Origin of the sequence: Methylococcus mesophilus, from assembly GCF_026247885.1 — a bacterium.
In the GTDB taxonomy this organism is placed as follows: Bacteria; Pseudomonadota; Gammaproteobacteria; order Methylococcales; family Methylococcaceae; genus Methylococcus; species Methylococcus mesophilus.
The window spans coordinates 693,369-710,416 of record NZ_CP110921.1; the positions used below are offsets into that span (position 1 = coordinate 693,369).

At 64.0% G+C, this 17,048-nt stretch carries 15 protein-coding genes; 10 read left to right on the plus strand and 5 right to left on the minus strand.

All coding sequences use genetic code 11. The annotated features are described in order from the left end of the window. Positions 1 to 24: 24 nt before the first annotated feature. Positions 25 to 921 carry a 5'-nucleotidase gene (locus OOT43_RS03255; RefSeq protein WP_266023256.1) on the plus strand — a complete coding sequence of 299 codons (897 nt, stop codon included), beginning with the start codon at positions 25 to 27 and terminating at the stop codon, positions 919 to 921. On the opposite strand, the gene epmB is transcribed toward OOT43_RS03255, so the two are convergent. Next, the gene (gene epmB / locus OOT43_RS03260) at positions 914 to 1,885 is read right to left on the minus strand and encodes an EF-P beta-lysylation protein EpmB (RefSeq protein ID WP_266023257.1); all 972 of its coding nucleotides are present in this window, start codon (positions 1,883 to 1,885) and stop codon (positions 914 to 916) included. The genes OOT43_RS03255 and epmB overlap by 8 nt on opposite strands. A 100-nt stretch (positions 1,886 to 1,985) precedes the next feature. On the opposite strand from epmB, the gene efp reads away from it, so the two are divergent. Next, positions 1,986 to 2,552 (plus strand): elongation factor P, encoded by a 567-nt coding sequence (efp, locus tag OOT43_RS03265; RefSeq protein WP_266023258.1) that lies wholly within the window; start codon positions 1,986 to 1,988, stop codon positions 2,550 to 2,552. Beyond that, positions 2,542 to 3,531: an EF-P lysine aminoacylase EpmA gene (gene epmA, locus OOT43_RS03270; protein ID WP_266023259.1), complete on the plus strand. Its 990-nt coding sequence runs from the start codon at positions 2,542 to 2,544 to the stop codon at positions 3,529 to 3,531. Before efp ends, epmA begins: the two co-directional genes overlap by 11 nt. A gap of 5 nt (positions 3,532 to 3,536) precedes the next feature. Here the strand turns inward: epmA and OOT43_RS03275 are convergent, their stop codons facing one another. Continuing rightward, positions 3,537 to 4,271 carry a UDP-2,3-diacylglucosamine diphosphatase gene (locus OOT43_RS03275; RefSeq protein WP_266023260.1) on the minus strand — a complete coding sequence of 245 codons (735 nt, stop codon included), beginning with the start codon at positions 4,269 to 4,271 and terminating at the stop codon, positions 3,537 to 3,539. Positions 4,272 to 4,517: 246 nt separating this feature from the next. On the opposite strand from OOT43_RS03275, the gene rimP reads away from it, so the two are divergent. From rimP to pnp, 7 genes are all read left to right on the plus strand, one after another. Beyond that, positions 4,518 to 4,970, plus strand: a complete 453-nt coding sequence (gene rimP, locus OOT43_RS03280; protein ID WP_266023262.1) for a ribosome maturation factor RimP — start codon at positions 4,518 to 4,520, stop codon at positions 4,968 to 4,970. 16 nt (positions 4,971 to 4,986) lie between these two features. Continuing rightward, positions 4,987 to 6,486 (plus strand): transcription termination factor NusA, encoded by a 1,500-nt coding sequence (gene nusA / locus OOT43_RS03285; protein ID WP_266023263.1) that lies wholly within the window; start codon positions 4,987 to 4,989, stop codon positions 6,484 to 6,486. Positions 6,487 to 6,520: 34 nt separating this feature from the next. After that, positions 6,521 to 9,130, plus strand: coding sequence for a translation initiation factor IF-2 (gene infB / locus OOT43_RS03290; RefSeq protein ID WP_266023264.1), 2,610 nt, complete (start codon positions 6,521 to 6,523; stop codon positions 9,128 to 9,130). Positions 9,131 to 9,147: 17 nt separating this feature from the next. Then, entirely contained in the window at positions 9,148 to 9,507 is a 360-nt protein-coding gene (gene rbfA / locus OOT43_RS03295) for a 30S ribosome-binding factor RbfA (protein WP_266023266.1), read from the plus strand. A 3-nt stretch (positions 9,508 to 9,510) separates the two neighbouring features. Continuing rightward, positions 9,511 to 10,440: a tRNA pseudouridine(55) synthase TruB gene (gene truB / locus OOT43_RS03300; RefSeq protein ID WP_266023268.1), complete on the plus strand. Its 930-nt coding sequence runs from the start codon at positions 9,511 to 9,513 to the stop codon at positions 10,438 to 10,440. A gap of 100 nt (positions 10,441 to 10,540) precedes the next feature. Further along, positions 10,541 to 10,810, plus strand: coding sequence for a 30S ribosomal protein S15 (gene rpsO / locus OOT43_RS03305; RefSeq protein WP_266023270.1), 270 nt, complete (start codon positions 10,541 to 10,543; stop codon positions 10,808 to 10,810). A 31-nt stretch (positions 10,811 to 10,841) separates the two neighbouring features. Next, a complete protein-coding gene (gene pnp / locus OOT43_RS03310; RefSeq protein ID WP_266023272.1) occupies positions 10,842 to 12,917 on the plus strand; it encodes a polyribonucleotide nucleotidyltransferase in 2,076 nt (691 codons plus the stop codon). A 69-nt stretch (positions 12,918 to 12,986) separates the two neighbouring features. On the opposite strand, the gene OOT43_RS03315 is transcribed toward pnp, so the two are convergent. The 3 genes from OOT43_RS03315 to OOT43_RS03325 all read right to left on the minus strand — a co-directional run bounded on the left by OOT43_RS03315 (position 12,987) and on the right by OOT43_RS03325 (position 17,028). Then, positions 12,987 to 13,664, minus strand: a complete 678-nt coding sequence (locus OOT43_RS03315) for a Bax inhibitor-1/YccA family protein (RefSeq protein WP_266023275.1) — start codon at positions 13,662 to 13,664, stop codon at positions 12,987 to 12,989. Positions 13,665 to 13,746: 82 nt separating this feature from the next. Beyond that, positions 13,747 to 14,184, minus strand: coding sequence for a nucleoside deaminase (locus OOT43_RS03320; RefSeq protein ID WP_266023276.1), 438 nt, complete (start codon positions 14,182 to 14,184; stop codon positions 13,747 to 13,749). Positions 14,185 to 14,283: 99 nt separating this feature from the next. Continuing rightward, a complete protein-coding gene (locus OOT43_RS03325; protein WP_266023278.1) occupies positions 14,284 to 17,028 on the minus strand; it encodes an Hsp70 family protein in 2,745 nt (914 codons plus the stop codon). Positions 17,029 to 17,048 lie beyond the last annotated feature (20 nt).

Below are 17,048 nucleotides of genomic sequence, written 5' to 3' on the forward strand. Positions count from 1 at the left end.
CGAAACCTTAGCGATATTCAAGCCATGAACCAGCCCTCCAGCCTCGTCGTCGCCATCTCCTCTCGGGCGCTTTTCGACCTCGATGAATCGCACCGTATCTTCGAACAGGAAGGCCGGGAAAGCTATTGCCGCTACCAGAGCGAGCACGAGGACGAAATTCTGGCGCCGGGCGTCGCCTTCCCCCTGGTCCGCAAGCTCCTGGCGATGAATGACCGGCTCGGCGCCCCGATGGTCGAAGTCATCCTGCTCTCGCGCAACAGTGCGGACACCGGCCTTCGGATATTCAACTCCATCCAGCACCACGGACTGGACATCACCCGTGCCGCCTTTACCGGCGGGCGGTCGCCGTTCAAGTACGTCGCGGCCTTCGGCGCCCATCTGTTCCTGTCGGCTGATGCCGGCGACGTCGCCGACGCGCTCAACGACGGCCAGGCGGCTGCCACGATCATCACCGCCCCCGCTCGCAGTAGCGAGTCTGACCAGTTGCGTATCGCCTTCGACGGCGACGCCGTGCTGTTCTCGGACGAATCCGAGCGCATCTACCGCTCGGCGGGACTGGAAGCCTTTTCCGAGAACGAACGCGCCACCGCACGCGAACCATTGCCCGGCGGCCCATTCCGGAACTTCCTCGCGGTGCTCCATCACATTCAGACCCAGTTCGACGCCGACAGTTCGCCGCTACGCACCGCCCTGGTGACAGCCCGGGGCGCCCCCGCGCACGAACGGGTGGTGCGGACCCTGAGGGCCTGGAACATCCGGATCGACGAGGCGCTGTTCCTCGGCGGGCGAGACAAGAGCCAGTTCCTGGCGGCGTTCGGCGCGGACATCTTCTTCGACGACCAAAAAAGCAATTGCGAGGCGGCGAGCCACCATGTAGCGACTGGCCATGTGCCGCACGGCGTGGCCAACCAGTCTAGCTGACCGGCTGCTTGTAGGGCTGCCCCTCGATTTCCCGAACCAGGCGCGGCACCAGATATCCCGGCAGCCGGCGGCGCAAGGCTTCGTGCAGATCTCGGGCCTCCGCCTCCGGAACTTCGAAATGGGCGGTGCCGCGCACTCTGTCCAGCAAATGCAGGTAGTAAGGCAGTACCCCACGTTCGAACAGGCATTCGCTGAGTTCGCACAAGGTTCCGACGGAATCGTTCACCTGCCTCAGCAACACGGCCTGGTTCAGCAGCATCAGCCCCCCATGGCGCATGGCGGCCAGCGCGCCGCCAGCTTGGCCGTCCAGCTCCCGCGGGTGATTGGCGTGAATCACCAGCACGGTCCGCAGCCGGTGGCCGGAGAGGACTGCAAGCAGCCGATCATCGATGCGGGATGGCAGCACCAGTGGTACCCGGCTGTGGATACGCAGCCGCCGCAAGTGCGGAATCGCCGCGAGCTGGCCGATCAGGCGCTCCAGGCGGTCGTCGCTCAACAACAGCGGATCGCCGCCGCTCAGAATGATCTCGCTAAGCTCCGGGTCCCGGGCGATGTACTCCGTAGCGGCCGTCTCCCGCTGCCGGGTGAACTGGCTTTCGGCGTAAGGGAACTCCCGGCGGAAACAGTAGCGGCAGTGGATCGCACAAGCCCCCGTGGTTATCAAGAGTGCCCGGCCCCGGTACTTGTGCAGCAGGCCGGGCACCTTGAGAGCGTGCCGGTCGCCGACCGGGTCACTGACGAAACCTTCGGGCGACTCCATCTCCTGCACAAGCGGCAGAACCTGTCGGAGCAGCGGGTCATGCGGGTCGCCCGGCCTTATCCGCAGGGCATACGCACGCGGAACACGGAACGGAAACCTTTGCGCGGCCTCCGCCGAAAACGGCACGGCGGTGCCGAGAAAATCCAGCAGTTCCCGAACGCTGCCAAAACCCTCGGCCAGCTCAGCCTGCCATAGCTCACTCATGTCGTCTACCGTCCCTGACCGGGGCTGCGCGGTTTCGCGATAAAAAATGGTCCATTATAATGATCTGTATTTTTTTCAGATGTACTGACCCGAGGTATGCATGGCTATTGTTAGCACGAGTGAATTCAAGAACGGTATGAAGGTGATGCTGGACGGCGACCCCTGCACGATGCTCGAAAGCGAGTTCGTCAAACCGGGCAAGGGCCAGGCTTTCAACCGGGTCAAATTGCGCAACCTCAAGACCGGACGCGTGATCGAGCGGACCTTCAAGTCCGGCGATACCCTGGAAACCGCCGACGTGGTGGACATGGAGATGCAGTATCTCTACAACGACGGCGAGCTCTGGCATTTCATGGTACCCGAGTCGTTCGAGCAGTACGCCGCCGAGCCGAATGCCCTCACCGACGCCAAGAAATGGCTGAAGGAACAGGACATCTGCATCCTGACCCTGTTCAACAACGTCCCGCTGGCAGTTCAGCCGCCCAATTTCGTCGAGCTCACCATCACCGAAACCGACCCCGGCGTGCGCGGCGACACCTCCGGCGGCGGCGGCAAACCCGCCACCCTGGAAACCGGCGCCGTGGTCCGGGTACCGTTGTTCGTCCAGACCGGTGAGGTCATCAAAGTGGACACCCGCACGGGGGAATACGTCTCCCGTGTCAAATAGGGCGCCATCCGACTGGCGTCCTTCCTGCCCGCCGGCGATGCTGCGCCGGCGGGCGGAACTCCTGTGGAAAATCCGGCAGTTTTTTGCCGAACGGGAAATTCTCGAAGTCGAGACCCCCCTTCTTTCGCACGGCACCGTGACCGACCCGCACTTGAGCGCTTTCTCCACCGGTTACGGTGGCGGCGCACCGAGGCGGCTGTACCTGCAAACCTCGCCGGAATTCGCGATGAAGCGGCTGCTTGCCGCAGGCAGCGGCTCGATCTACCAGATATGCAAAGCCTTCCGCAACGACGAATCCGGCCGTTTCCACAACCCCGAGTTCACTCTGTTGGAATGGTACAGGGTCGGCTTCGGGCTCGATGCACTGATCGAAGAAACCGATGCGCTATTGCAGGCGTTGAGCGACGGTGTCCGCCCGCTGGCGCCGTCCGAGCACCTGAGCTACCGCGGGGCATTTCTGGCGCACGCCGGCATCGACCCGCTGGAGGCCGGGCTCGGCGATTTCGCCGGCTGCGCCGCGAGCCATGGCTTGCAGGAAGCGGCGGCGATCTGCGGAACGGACCGGTCGATCTGGCTCGATCTGCTGTTCAGCCATCTCGTCCAGCCGCATCTGGGGCGGGACCGTTTCACGTTCGTGCGCGATTTCCCGGCAATCCTGCCGTCCCTGGCCAGGTTCAAGCCGGACGATGAGCGGCTGGTGGAACGGGCGGAAGTATTCCTGGACGGGATGGAGCTGGGCAACGGTTTTTTTGAACTCACCGATCCGCTGGAGCAGGAACGTCGCTTTGATCGGGACATCGCAACCCGCATCAACGCCGGCCTGCTCGCGCCGGAAAAAGATCGCCGCCTCCTGGACGCTTTGAAAGCCGGCCTGCCGGATTGTGCCGGAATCGCTCTGGGAGTCGACCGGCTGCTGCTCGGCCTCCATCGGCTGGAGACGATCGCCGATGCCCTGGCCTTTCCCCTGGCGCGAGCCTGATCCAATCAGGCTTGCGGGACGATCCTCACCCGCTGACACCCCTCCGGCGTCCAGCGCAGGAATTCGCCTTCGCCGCGCCACTCCGCCAGTACGATCCGGCGGACCGGACGTCCGCCACAGGTCAGATCATGGTCTGCCGGACGGTGGGTGTGGCCGTGGACCATGGCCTCCACGCCGAAGCGCCCGAATACCCGCTCCACCTCGCCGGCGTTGACGTCCATGATCTCCGGCGCGTTGCTGCGCTTATCGAGCGCCGAGCGAAAGCGGTACCAGCGCGCATAGAGCCTGCGCGCCCACAACGGCTTGCCCAGGGCATGGCGCTTCCACTCGTCGGTGCGGATCCGCGTCCTGGCTTGCTGATATTTGAGATCGTCCGTGCACAGCAGGTCGCCGTGGGTAACCAAAACCTTGCAGCCGTACAGGTCGATGACTGCGTAATCATCGAGCAGATGTGCCCTGGTCGCCGCGGCGAAACCCGCCCCCACCAGGAAATCGCGGTTGCCCTGCTGGAAAAACACCCGGGTGCCGGACCCCGCCAGTTCCCGAAGACTTTGCCGAACCGCGGCAGCGGGAAAAGCGGTCTCGTCGTCGCCGATGTACGCATCGAACAGATCGCCCAGTATGTACAATGCCTCGGCGCCGCGGGCATGGCCGCCGACGAAGTCCTGGAACAGGCGAACCCGCTCAGGCCCTGCTGCGCTCAGATGCAGATCGGCAATGAACAGCGTCTCCGGCCTCAATGTCTGCTCCGTGGATTCAAAGTGAAAAGCATCGGTTCGACCGAATGGCTGGGTAAAGTGCTTGAGAAATTGGGGGTTTATCTCCCTGAGATATTTATGTTAGCATACGCGGACTGATGAGACGGGTTCTCCAGAGTGGAGGGCCGGCGTCCCGAACAGCGCCCCTTGCGGGCGTTTTTAGTTTCTGAAGGAACGGGATAACAACATTGGGCCTTGCGCCCTTTTTTTGTGGGCCGGAAACTGACCATGCGGATGCCCGAACACTTGCAGCGATTGATCGAGCCCGTCGTTACGGGGTTGGGTTACGAACTGGCCGGAATCGAATTTGACGCCCGCGCCAGGATTCTGCGCGTCTATATCGACCATCCCGACGGGATAGGCCTCGACGACTGTTCGAAGGTCAGTTACCAGCTCAGCGGCATGCTGGATGTGGAAGATCCCATTCCGGGCCAGTATCAGCTGGAAATATCTTCGCCCGGCCTCGACCGGCCGCTGTTCACCATCGAGCACTTCGAACGCTTCGCGGGCCGCCAGGTGCGGCTGCAGACAATGCGGTCCCTGGGTGGGCAGCGCCGGTTCAAGGGCCGGATCGCGGGCGTTCGGGAGGGAGTGGTCGACATCGAGGACGAAACCGGCACGCACGCCATTCCTTTCGACCTGATCGACAAGGCCCGGCTCATACCCGAATTTGATATCTGAATTGTAGGACGACCTGATGGCGAATAAAGAAATCCTGCTGGTAGTCGACGTGGTGTCGAACGAAAAGGACATCGAAAAGGAAGTCATTTTTTCCGCGATCGAAGAGGCACTCCGCACCGCCACGATCAAGCGGCACGACGGCAGATACGACGTACGCGTGAGCATCGACCGCAAGACCGGCGACTACGAGACATTCCGCCGTTGGCAAGTGGTGGAACCCAGCGAGGAACTCGGCGGCGGCGTCGAATTCCCGGACAAGGAGATGCTGCTCGAAGAAGCGCGCAAGACCCACTCCGGCATCGCCGTCGGCGAGTTTGTGGAAGAACCTTTCGACTCCATCGAGTTCGGCCGGATCGCCGCCCAGACCGCCAAGCAGGTGATCGTCCAGAAGGTGCGCGAGGCCGAACGGCGCAAGATCGCGGATGCCTACCAGGGACGCGTCGGCGAGCTGATCACCGGTGTCATCAAGCGCATCGAGCGGGGCAACGTCTTTCTCGACCTGGGCGGCAACGTGGAAGCCTTCATCCCGCGCGACGAAATGATCCCGCGCGAGGCCGTCCGCTCCGGCGACCGCCTGCGGGGCATCCTGAGTGCGGTCCGGCCGGATGCGAGGGGACCCCAGCTTTTCGTCAGCCGCACCGCGCCCGAACTCCTCATCGCCCTGTTCCGCCTGGAAGTTCCGGAAGTCAGCGAAAACCTCATCGAAATCAAAGGGGCAGCGCGCGACCCCGGCGTACGTGCCAAGGTCGCCGTCAAGAGCAACGATCCGCGGCTCGACCCGGTCGGTGCCTGCGTCGGCATGCGCGGTTCTCGGGTACAGGCCGTGTCCAACGAACTGGCGGGGGAGCGCGTCGATATCATCCTGTGGAACGAGAACGAGGCCCAGTTCGTGGTCAACGCCATGTCGCCGGCTGAAATCGTGTCCATCGTCGTCGACGAAGACCGCCACAGCATGGACATCGCCGTCGCCGACGAAAACCTGTCGCAGGCCATCGGCCGCGGCGGCCAAAACGTCCGGCTGGCTTCCGAACTGACGGGGTGGACCTTGAACGTCATGAGCTCCACCCAGGCCGACGCCAAGACCCTGGAAGAAACCCAGCGCCTGATCCAGACTTTCGTCGAGCAATTGAGCGTGGACGAAAACGTCTCGGAAATCCTCGTCAGGGAAGGTTTTTCCAGTGTGGAAGAGCTGGCCTACGTGCCAAGCAAGGAATTGCTCGAGATCGAAGAATTCGACGAGGATATCGTAGAAGAATTGCGCAACCGGGCGCGGGACGCGCTGCTCATCAAAGCCATCGCCTCCGAGGAAAAGCTCGAGGACACCGAGCCCAGCCAGGAGTTGCTGGAACTCGAGGGCATGGACCGCGAACTGGCCTACCGCCTTGCGCGCCACGGCATTCGCACGCTGGAAGACCTGGCCGACCAGGCCGTCCCGGATCTTTTGGACATCGAAGACATGGAAGAGGAAAAGGCCGCTGAGCTCATCATGAAGGCGCGCGCCTCGTGGTTTTCCTGAAGACGTAAGGACGATTACCGATAGGGGCTGAATCATGAGTGACGTAACAGTGAGACAATTGGCCGGGATCGTGGGGATTCCCCTCGACAGGCTGCTCCATCAGCTCGGAGACGCGGGTCTTCAGATCTCCGATGCAGACGATGTGCTGAGCGATGCCGAAAAGATGAAGCTGCTCAACCACCTGCGCCAGAGCCACGGCAAGGTGCAGGAAAGCGTGACCGAGCCCAAGCGGGTCACGCTCCAGCGCCGATCCGTCACCGAACTCAAGCAGGGCACGGTACCGGGCAAGGGCGCGAAGACGATCAGCGTCGAAGTGCGAAAGAAGCGCACCTACGTCAAGCGCAGCGAACTGCCTGAAACCAGTGAGCGCCTAACCGAAGCCGAACAGGCCCGGCGGGCCCTGGAGGAACAGCAGCAGCGCGAACTGGCCGAACAGGAAGCACGCCAGCACCAGGAAGAGTTGCTCCGCCAGCAGGCTGCCGAAGAAGAGCGCCGCAGGCAGGAGGAGTCCGCCCGAACGGACGAGGAGCGCGCGCGCCGGGAAGAGGAGGAACGCAGAGCCGCAGGCGAGCGGGAAGCCGCAGCGCCCAAGCCCGCACCGGCCGCCGCTCCTTCGCCCGCCCGCCCTGCGCCGGCACCTCGCCCCTCGGCGCCGCGCCCTCCCGTTGCCAAGCCCAAGAGCGAGGCACCCCGCGGCCAAGTCGCCGAACGCGAAACCGAAGCGCGCGGAGAGAAGCGGGGCGCGGGCTTGAGCCGAAAGGACGAATATCGGGAGCTCCAAGGCGACGATTTCCGCAAAGGCGGCGGAAAAAAGAAAAAAGGCAAGCTCGGCAGGCCGATGGTCATGCCGGAGCAGAAGCACGGTTTCGAGAGACCGACCGCCCCCATCGTTTACGAAGTCGCCGTTCCGGAATCCATGACGGTCTCGGACTTGGCCCAGCGCATGTCGGTCAAGGGCATCGAGGTCATCAAGGTTCTGATGAAAATGGGCGTGATGGCCACCATCAACCAGGTGCTGGACCAGGAAACCGCCATTCTGGTGGTCGAGGAAATGGGCCACAAGGCTACCGCGCAGAAGGAAGACAACCTCGAAGCGGAAATCATGGCCAATCTCGCCGCCGAAGCGGAAGCCCCGCACCTGCCGCGTCCGCCCGTGGTCACCATCATGGGCCACGTCGACCACGGCAAGACCTCGTTGCTGGACTACATTCGCAAATCCCGGGTCGCCGCCGGCGAAGCGGGTGGCATCACCCAGCACATCGGCGCCTATCAGGTCAAAACCGGGCACGGCTCCATCACCTTCCTCGACACGCCCGGCCACGCCGCGTTCACCGCGATGCGGGCCCGTGGCGCCAAGGTCACCGACATCGTAGTGCTGGTCGTCGCAGCCGATGACGGCGTGATGCCGCAGACCAAAGAAGCCGTGGAGCATTCCCGCGCCGCCGGCGTACCCATGGTCGTCGCCATGAACAAGATGGACAAGGCCGACGCCGATCCGGACCGCGTCAAGCAGGAGTTGGTCGGACTCAACGTGGTCCCCGAAGAGTGGGGTGGCGACGTGCAGTTCGTTCCGGTATCCGCCAAAGCCGGTACCGGCATCGACGCCTTGCTGGACGCCATCCTGGTCCAGGCCGAAGTGCTCGAACTCCAGGCGCCGGCCGAAATTCCGGCCACCGGCGTGGTGCTGGAATCGAAGCTGGAAAAGGGTCGCGGCCCCGTGGCCGACATCCTGATCCAGCGCGGCACCCTGAGGAAGGGCGACTTCCTGCTCTGCGGAAAGGAAATCGGCCGCGTCCGCGCCATGTTCAACGAGAACGGCAAGCCGCTGAAGGAAGCGGGTCCCTCGACCCCGATCGAGGTTCTGGGACTGTCCGGCGCACCGGATGCCGGCGATGAGTTCATCGTCGTGGCGGACGAGCGCAAAGCGCGCGAGATCGCCATGCACCGCGAAGAGAAACTGCGTACCACCAAGCTCGCCGCGCAACAGGCCGCCAAACTGGAGGACGTGTTCTCGCTCATGGGGAGCGAAGAAACCATCGACCTCAATCTGGTGATCAAGGCCGACGTCCAGGGCAGCCTGGAGGCCCTGCGCAGTTCGCTGACCGAGCTGTCCACCGACAAGGTCAAGGTGAGAGTCATCGGCGGCGGCGTCGGCGGCATCTCCGAAACCGACGCGAATCTGGCGCTGGCCTCCAGCGCCATCCTGATCGGCTTCAACGTGCGCGCCGACGGCAGCGCCCGCAAGCTGATCGAGGAACGGGGCATCGACTTGCACTACTACAGCGTGATCTACAACGCCATCGACGAGGTCAAGAAGTCGATCAGCGGCATGCTGGAACCGGAGTTCAAGGAACAGATCGTCGGCATCGCCCAGGTACGGGATGTGTTCCGTTCGTCCAAGTTCGGCACCGTGGCCGGCTGCCTGGTCATCGAGGGCCATGTCCGCCGCAACCTCCCGATCCGGGTGCTGCGAGAGAACGTAGTCATCTTCGAGGGCCAGCTCGAATCGCTGCGCCGCTTCAAGGACGACGTCAACGAAGTTAAATCCGGCATGGAATGCGGCATCGCGGTCAAGAACTACAACGACGTGCGCGAAGGCGACCAGATCGAAGTGTTCGAAAAGGTCCAAGTCATACCGCACTGACACGGTGATCCGGAAATATGCCTAGAGAATTCACCCGCAGCGACCGGGTGTCCGCCCAGATGCAGCGGGAAATCGCAGAGTTCCTGCGCACCGGCATCGATGCGCCGGAACTTGGGATGGTCACCGTCAGCGACGTCGAGGTCAGCCGCGACCTCGCCGTGGCCAAGGTGTTCGTCACTTTTCTCGGCGGGAGGCTGGAAACCCGGGCGGCCGTGAAGCGGCTGAGCGAGTTCGCGCCCCAGCTCCGGCAGGTGCTGGGCCGGCGGATGCGCATGCGCGTCATTCCGGAAATCCGCTTTGCCTACGATGATTCCCTCGAGCGCGGCCTGCACATGGACGAAGTGCTGCGCTCTCTCGATAAAGACGGCGATACCTAAGGCATGAGGTCCGCTTCGACAGCCACGCTGTCGGGGGTTCTGCTGCTCGACAAGAGCAGCGGCATGACCTCGAACAGCGCTTTGCAGCGTGCCCGGAAACTGCTCAATATGCGCAAGGCTGGCCATACCGGCAGCCTGGATCCTCTCGCCAGCGGCATCCTGCCCCTCTGCTTCAACGAGGCCACCAAGCTCTCTGGCTATCTGCTGGATTCGGACAAACGCTACCGGGTCGTGGCCCGACTGGGCGTCTCCACCAATACCGGCGACGCCGACGGTGAAATCCTGTCGCGGGCGCCCGTCCCCGTGCTCGAGGAACCTGCCCTCCTCGCGCTCCTGGCGCGGTTCACCGGCCCCATCCTGCAGGTGCCGCCGATGTTTTCGGCCCTCAAGCACCAGGGAAAACGGCTCTATGAATTCGCGCGCAAAGGCGTGGAAGTCGAACGGCCGGCCCGCCCGGTGACGATCTTCAGCATCGAACTGGCCGGAAGGGGGGCGGATTACCTGGAACTGGACGTCCACTGCTCCAAGGGTACCTATATCCGGACCCTGGTAGAGGACATCGGCGACGCTCTCGGCTGCGGCGCCCATGTCCAAGTGTTGCGGCGTACGGCCGTCGCGGGCTTTTCCGTCGACCAGGCCATGACTCTGAACCAACTGGAAGCGATGGCACCGGCGGCCCGGCTCGATTGCCTGCGGCCGATGGACAGCATGGTGCCGCACTGGCCCGAGATATCGCTCGATGCCGAACTGTCGCGGCTTTTCCTGCACGGGCAGGCCGTTACCCTGATCGATGTCCCCGTTGGCGACCTGCTCCGGGTCTATGACGACGAACGCGCGTTTCTCGGCATAGGCCGCAATGACGGCAAAGGAGGGGTCGCCCCCAGGCGGATATTTGTCCTGCGCGGCGGCGATGCGGAGTCGAGGCCTTCATGAGCCGGTCTTCCGTGACGGAACCTTGTCCTGCTCCCATCCCAGACGGTACAATTAACGATTGTTCAAAAGGTTTTCAACGAGTTTTTTGGAGATTATCCCCATGGCTTTCACAGCAGCAGAAAAAAGCGCCATCGTGCAGGAATTCCAGCGCACCCCAGGCGATACCGGTTCCCCCGAGGTCCAAGTGGCCCTGCTGACCAACCGCATCAACTACCTGACCCCTCACTTCGTCAAGCACAAGAAGGACTTCCATTCCCGCCGCGGCCTGCTCCGTCTGGTCAACCAGCGCCGCAAGCTGCTGGACTACCTGAAGAGTACCGACAACGAACGGTACCGTACGCTCATCGAGCGACTGGGTCTCCGTAAATAATTCTGGCCCGCCGACACCCCAAGGAGAACCCGTGAACCCGATCCGGAAGCAATTTCAGTACGGCGATCATACCGTTTCGATCGAAACCGGCGAGATCGCCCGTCAGGCCGATGCCGCGGTCATGGTGGACATGGCCGGCACCGTGGTGCTGGTCACCGTCGTAGGACGCAAGGAGGCCTCCCCGCACGGCGATTTCTTCCCTCTCACCGTCAATTACCAGGAAAAGGCCTACGCTGCCGGACGCATTCCGGGTGGATTCTTCAAACGGGAAGGACGTCCCAGCGAAAAGGAAACGCTGACCGCACGACTGATCGACCGGCCTATCCGACCGTTGTTCCCGGACGGCTTCATCAACGAAGTCCAGGTCGTCGCCACCGTCATGTCGCTGAATCCGGACGTGGACCCGGACATTCCTTCGATGCTCGGTGCATCGGCGGCGCTGACGCTGTCGGGCCTGCCCTTCAAAGGCCCGATCGGCGCCGCCCGCGTAGGATTCGTGGACAGCGCCTACGTCCTGAATCCGGACAAATCATCCATGGGAGTTTCGGAGCTCGACCTGGTGGTCGCAGGCACCGCCAATGCCGTGCTCATGGTCGAATCCGAAGCGAAGATTCTGCCCGAGGAAGTGATGCTCGGCGCGGTCGTCTTCGGCCACGAACAGATGCAGACGGCCATCCGTGCCATCGACGAGATGGCAGCGGAAGCCGGGGTGACGCCCTGGTCATGGGAACCGCCGGCCGTGGACACCGGGCTGGTCGCCGCGGTCGACCAACTGGCGCGGGCAGGATTGAACGAAGGCTACAGCATCGCCGACAAGCAGCTCCGCCAGCAGAAGCTCAAGGAAATCCGGAAGGCCGTGATCGATAGCCTGGCCGCCGAAGGCAGCCATGACGAAAACGCGGTCAAGCGGCAGATCGAAAAGCTGGAGGAAGAGATCGTCCGCGGCAATATCCTCCACCACGGTAAGCGGATCGACGGGCGCGACCTCGCCACGGTGCGTCCCATCACGATCCGCACCGGCGTCCTGCCCCGCACCCACGGCTCCGCCCTGTTCACCCGCGGCGAAACCCAGGCGCTGGTAGTCGCGACCCTGGGTACGGGCCGCGATGCGCAGCTCATCGACGCGCTGGAAGGCGAGTACAAAGAAAATTTCATGCTGCACTACAACTTCCCGCCCTACTGTGTGGGAGAAACCGGCGCCATCGGCTCGCCCAAGCGGCGCGAGATTGGCCACGGGCGCCTGGCCAAGCGCGGCGTGCAGGCGATCATGCCGACGACGGAAGAATTTCCCTACGTCATCCGCATCGTTTCGGAGATCACCGAATCCAACGGCTCCAGCTCCATGGCCTCGGTCTGCGGCAGCAGTCTGGCACTGATGGATGCCGGCGCGCCGACCAAGGGGGCCGTGGCCGGCATCGCCATGGGACTGATCCTCGAAGGTGAAGAATTCGCCGTCCTGTCGGACATCATGGGTGACGAGGACCACCTCGGCGATATGGACTTCAAGGTCGCCGGCACCCGCGACGGCGTCACCGCGCTGCAGATGGACATCAAGATCGACGGCATCACGCCGGAGATCATGCGCCAAGCACTGCATCAGGCCCGCGACGGACGGATGCACATCCTGGACAAAATGGCGCAGGCCCTGCCGGCGCCGCGCAGCGAAATGTCCGATTACGCGCCGCGCATCACCAGCTTCACCATCGACCCCAGCAAGATCCGGGAGGTGATCGGCAAGGGCGGTGCGACCATCCGCGCCATCACCGAAGAGACCGGCACCAGCATCGACATCACCGACGACGGCGTCATCAAGATCGCCTCGGTCGACAAGCAGGCCGGTCTGGAGGCGCGCCGCCGCATCGAGGACATCACGGCGGAGGTCGAAGTCGGCAAGGTCTACGAAGGCAAGGTCGCACGGCTGATGGACTTCGGCGCCTTCGTCACCATCCTGCCGGGCAAGGACGGACTGGTGCACATCTCCCAGATCTCCGACGAGCACGTCGAGAAAGTCAGCGACAAGCTGGCGGAGGGCGATGTGGTCAAGGTCAAGGTGCTGGAGATCGACCGTCAGGGCCGGGTGCGGCTCAGCATGAAGGCCGTCGACTAATCTCACGTCGTCCTGATACGAAAAACCCCGGCCTAGGCCGGGGTTTTTTATGCCCGAAAGATCGGAGGATCAATCGTCGCTGCTGAACACGCCGAGCAGCTGCAACAGGCTGGTGAACAGGTTGAAGATCGTCACGTACAGCGAGACGGTGGCGAGGATATAGTTGGTTTCGCCGCCGTGGATGATCGCGCTGGTCTGGAACAGGATCATCCCGGCCATCAGCACCACGAACATCGCCGACACCGCCAGGCTCAAGCCCATCAGGCCGGGCACGAAGGCGGCGACCAGGCCGGCCAGGAAGGCGACCAGGATGCCGGCGCCGAGCATGCCGCCGAGGAAGCTGAAATCCTTTCGGGTCGTCAGCGCATAGGCCGAAAGACCCAGGAACACCGCGCCGGTGCCGCCCATGGCCATCATGACCAGCTGAGTGCCGTTGGCAAAGTGCGTGATGTAGGCGTTCAGGATCGGGCCCAGCGTGTAGCCCATGAATCCGGTCAGGGCAAACACCCAAAGGATGCCGAGTGCGCTGTTGGCATATTTGTTGGTCAGCCACAGCAGGCCAAAATAGCCCACCAGGGTGATGATGATGCCCGGATGGGGCAACGCCAGCGCCATGGACACGCCGGCAGTGAGCGCACTGAACAGCAGCGTCATCGACAGCAGCGCATAGGTGTTGGTCAACACCTTGTGGCGCGGCAGGACAGCGTAGGCGCCGCGGCTCAGAACCTGTTCACGGGGGATACTCATTCGATAACTCCTCAAGTTATTTCCACACAAGACTAATAGACCGCTTTATATTAGCGGAGTTTCATTGCGACAAGGCGCACGCTCACACGCCGATGTCTTCATTCCAGAGCGCCCGGTGGGCTGCGATGAATTCCCTCATCAGCGCGGCGCATTCCGGATCGTCCAGCATCACCAATTCCACGCCGCGCGAGCGGACATAGCCTTCGGGACCCTGGAAAGTGCGGTTTTCCCCGGCGACGATGCGGGGAATACCGTAGAGCAGCGCCGCGCCGCTGCACATGTCGCAGGGCGACAAGGTACTGTAGAGCGTCGCTCGCCGGTAATCCGCAGCGCTCAGGCGGCCGGCGTTTTCCAGGCAATCCATTTCCGCGTGCAGGATCGCGCTGCCCTGCTGGACACGCCGGTTGTGGCCTCGGCCCACGATCTCGCCGTCGATCACCAGCACCGAGCCGATCGGGATGCCGCCCTCCTCCAGCCCTTTGCGGGCTTCGGCGATGGCGGCCTGCATGTAGATGTCCATGGAATCTCCTTGAGAATGAAAACATCGTAAACAGCGCCCTCACCCCCACCCTCTCCCAAAGGGACAGGGAGACCAGGGTATCCGCTGCGTGCCGCTAATCTAGTCGACCAGCCGCAAGCCCGGCGGCAGACCCTCGCCGAAGATGCGCTTTTCGTCTGCCGCGTCCAGCATTTTGACAACGGTCACCAGCTCCAGCCAGGATTCGGGCGAGCGGGATGCAGCCAGCTTTTCCGCAACCCGATGTCTCAGCGAGGCCTCGAGGTCGCGCTCGCGGTCGCCGGTGAGCCGCGCCATCATCGTCGCGGCGAAGGCGACGAAGCTCTGCTTCTTCCAGTCCCGCTGCAGGGCCTTCTCTACCCAGCATTCGACGACTTCGCTGCCGACCAGATTGTGGGCGCTGCCGTGGAAGGGCGCGCGCGCACCGACCCTTCCCAAGGCCCACCAGAGCTCCGCGGAATCCGGCGCCTTGTCCAGCCGCTGGAGGAGCCAGTCGCCCAGCATGGCCTTGTCCCCGGACGGCAGCCGCTCCAGCGATGCCGCCAGGCGCAGCATGTCCTCGAAACCGCGTTTTTTGGCCAGCGCTTCGGCATTGCCCCGCCGCGCCCGGACCGGATCGATGAATCCGGCAATGTCGGCGAAGATGCGCTGCTGCGCCTGCGCATCGAGGCCGCCGGCGATGCGCCGCCACAGTATCCACCACTCGGACCAGTTCTGCGCCTCGTTCACGAACTGCAAGCCCTGCGAATACAGATTCCAGACCTGCCCTACCCGCCAGTCGTCCAGCGGCGCGCCGAATCCGGGCCTCAGACAGTAGCCGGCCAGGCTCAGCCATAGCCGTTCGTGATCGGCCGAGCGGCGCCTGCGAGGGGCGCCTTCGAGCACGGCCGCGAACAGCTCGCGGCACAGCGCGGTGTCCCAGTCCTCACGCTTGCCCAATATTTTTTCGAGATCGTTGCGCAAGGTTTTGACGGCCTTGGGATCGAACTGGCGGGTCTTCTTGCCGAAGATCAGCGCGATGTGCTCCAGCGCCTCGGCGGCGCGCGGATGCAATCCCGTGGGCATCGAAGGCTTGGCTGCCCCTGGCCGGAGCTGCAGTTCGACATTCCAGCGCCGGGCGGCATCGGCCACCGCCACGCACTGCAATTGCAGCGTGCCGATTTCGGTGAGCTGGGCGGCTAGCCGCACCTCGATCTCGCCGCCCTCCCCGCCCTCGAAAGCCACGGCCAACGGCGGCAGTTCGCCGAATGCGCCTTCGTCCAGCGCCACCAGGTCGCCAGGGGTGTGGCCGGAATCGACGGTGGAAGAGAACACATGAAAGCGCACCGGCTGGCCGACGCTCAGCAGAAAATGCCGCTGCTCCACCGCCCATTCCCGCCCCTCGCCGGCGCCGCGCGGCAGGATGCACACGCCGCGGCGGGCATCGCTCCCGCCATCGCCGACCAAGAGGTAATAGCTGCGGGCCGAACCGCTCTCGATCCGCTGCACCGCCAGTCCTCGCCTTGCAAGGCCAAAGGCTACGGCCCCGAAGGCGACGGCCTGGTCGGGGCGTTGATTCCGCAGCAGGACCGGCGCACGCCCCGCCCAGGAGCCGACGACTTCGGCCATCCTTCCGGCGATCATCGGGCTATGGAAAGCGCCGCCGTTGAACAGCAAGCCGTCGGGGACGGTCATCCCCGTCTCGCTCCGGTGCTGAGCCAGGAATGCCGCGGCATGCCGGGTGATCGCCGGATCGGACGCATACGGCAGGCCGAACTCGACCACGCCGCTGCGCCGCTCCGGCACCGCCCCGGCGTCGACCTGCGGAAAGAATCCGTCCAGGACGACCTCGAGCACTTCGTTCCGGCTCAATTCTACCGAGCGGGAGCCGCCGATCAGGCCGCCGCCCTTGCCGAGCAGGGTGACGGTCACGGCGTCCGGCCCCTGCTCCGCCAGCAGTTGCTCCTTAGCCGACCGGCACTGTTCCGCCAGCAGGATCAAATCGGTGGCCGATAGGCTGCGCTCCCCGCCGGTCAGGCGCGGCTCGAGCCGGTGCGCCAGGGTCAGGTCGATGTTGTCCCCGCCCAGCATCAGATGGTTGCCCACCGCGATGCGTTCCAGCTCGGGTTCAGGCTCGCCCGCCCCGATCCGGATGAGGGTGAAATCGGTAGTGCCGCCGCCGACATCGCAGACCAGCAGCAGGCTCACGCCTTCCAGGGTCTCCGCCAGGCGTCCGCGGTGGGTCCACAGGAAGTCATAGCAGGCCGCCTGCGGTTCTTCGAGCAAACGGATTTGGCCGAGGCCCGCCTGGCGCGCCGCCTCGACCGTCAGGGCGCGGGCGGCATCGTCGAAAGAGGCGGGAATGGTGACGGTGATTTCCTGCGCCTCTAGCGGATGCTCCGGGAAGCGCCGGTTCCAGGCCTGCCGCACGTGCAGCAGGAAACCCGCGGAAGCCTCCACCGGCGAGACCTTGGGCACCGTGTCCGGCGCACCCCAGGGCAGGATCGCGGCGGTGCGGTCGACGTTCGCATGGCATAGCCAGCTCTTGGCGCTGGCGACCAGCCGGCCTCGACTGCGGCTGCCGAGCTGGCGGGCCAGCTCGCCGATCACCGGACGGCAGCCCGGCGCCAGCTCCTGGACCGGCCACGGCAGCGTATTGTCGGCCTCGGCCAGTTCGCCCTCCGCCGGGTGATAGCGCACCGAGGGCAGCAGCGGCCGTTCGGCGACCTGTCCCGGCGCGACGAGTTGCTCCAGGGGAAACAGTTCGATCCGGGACGGATCGCCGCCGTCGGCATAGGCGACGACGGTGTGGGTGGTGCCGAGGTCGATGCCTACGATGTAGCGTGGCGAAGCGGGCACGGAGGGCATGCTTGGGGGTTCAGTTCAGA

Excerpts from the sequence above, each read along its gene's own strand:
- OOT43_RS03315 (WP_266023275.1), bottom strand. The coding sequence starts at position 13,664 with ATGAGTATCCCCCGTGAACAGGTTCTGAGCCGCGGCGCCTACGCTGTC.
- rpsO (WP_266023270.1), top strand. The coding sequence starts at position 10,541 with ATGGCTTTCACAGCAGCAGAAAAAAGCGCCATCGTGCAGGAATTCCAG.
- OOT43_RS03320 (WP_266023276.1), bottom strand. The coding sequence starts at position 14,184 with ATGGACATCTACATGCAGGCCGCCATCGCCGAAGCCCGCAAAGGGCTG.
- epmB (WP_266023257.1), bottom strand. The coding sequence starts at position 1,885 with ATGAGTGAGCTATGGCAGGCTGAGCTGGCCGAGGGTTTTGGCAGCGTT.
- rbfA (WP_266023266.1), top strand. The coding sequence starts at position 9,148 with ATGCCTAGAGAATTCACCCGCAGCGACCGGGTGTCCGCCCAGATGCAG.
- efp (WP_266023258.1), top strand. The coding sequence starts at position 1,986 with ATGGCTATTGTTAGCACGAGTGAATTCAAGAACGGTATGAAGGTGATG.
- infB (WP_266023264.1), top strand. The coding sequence starts at position 6,521 with ATGAGTGACGTAACAGTGAGACAATTGGCCGGGATCGTGGGGATTCCC.
- OOT43_RS03325 (WP_266023278.1), bottom strand. The coding sequence starts at position 17,028 with ATGCCCTCCGTGCCCGCTTCGCCACGCTACATCGTAGGCATCGACCTC.
- rimP (WP_266023262.1), top strand. The coding sequence starts at position 4,518 with ATGCGGATGCCCGAACACTTGCAGCGATTGATCGAGCCCGTCGTTACG.
- truB (WP_266023268.1), top strand. The coding sequence starts at position 9,511 with ATGAGGTCCGCTTCGACAGCCACGCTGTCGGGGGTTCTGCTGCTCGAC.
- nusA (WP_266023263.1), top strand. The coding sequence starts at position 4,987 with ATGGCGAATAAAGAAATCCTGCTGGTAGTCGACGTGGTGTCGAACGAA.
- OOT43_RS03255 (WP_266023256.1), top strand. The coding sequence starts at position 25 with ATGAACCAGCCCTCCAGCCTCGTCGTCGCCATCTCCTCTCGGGCGCTT.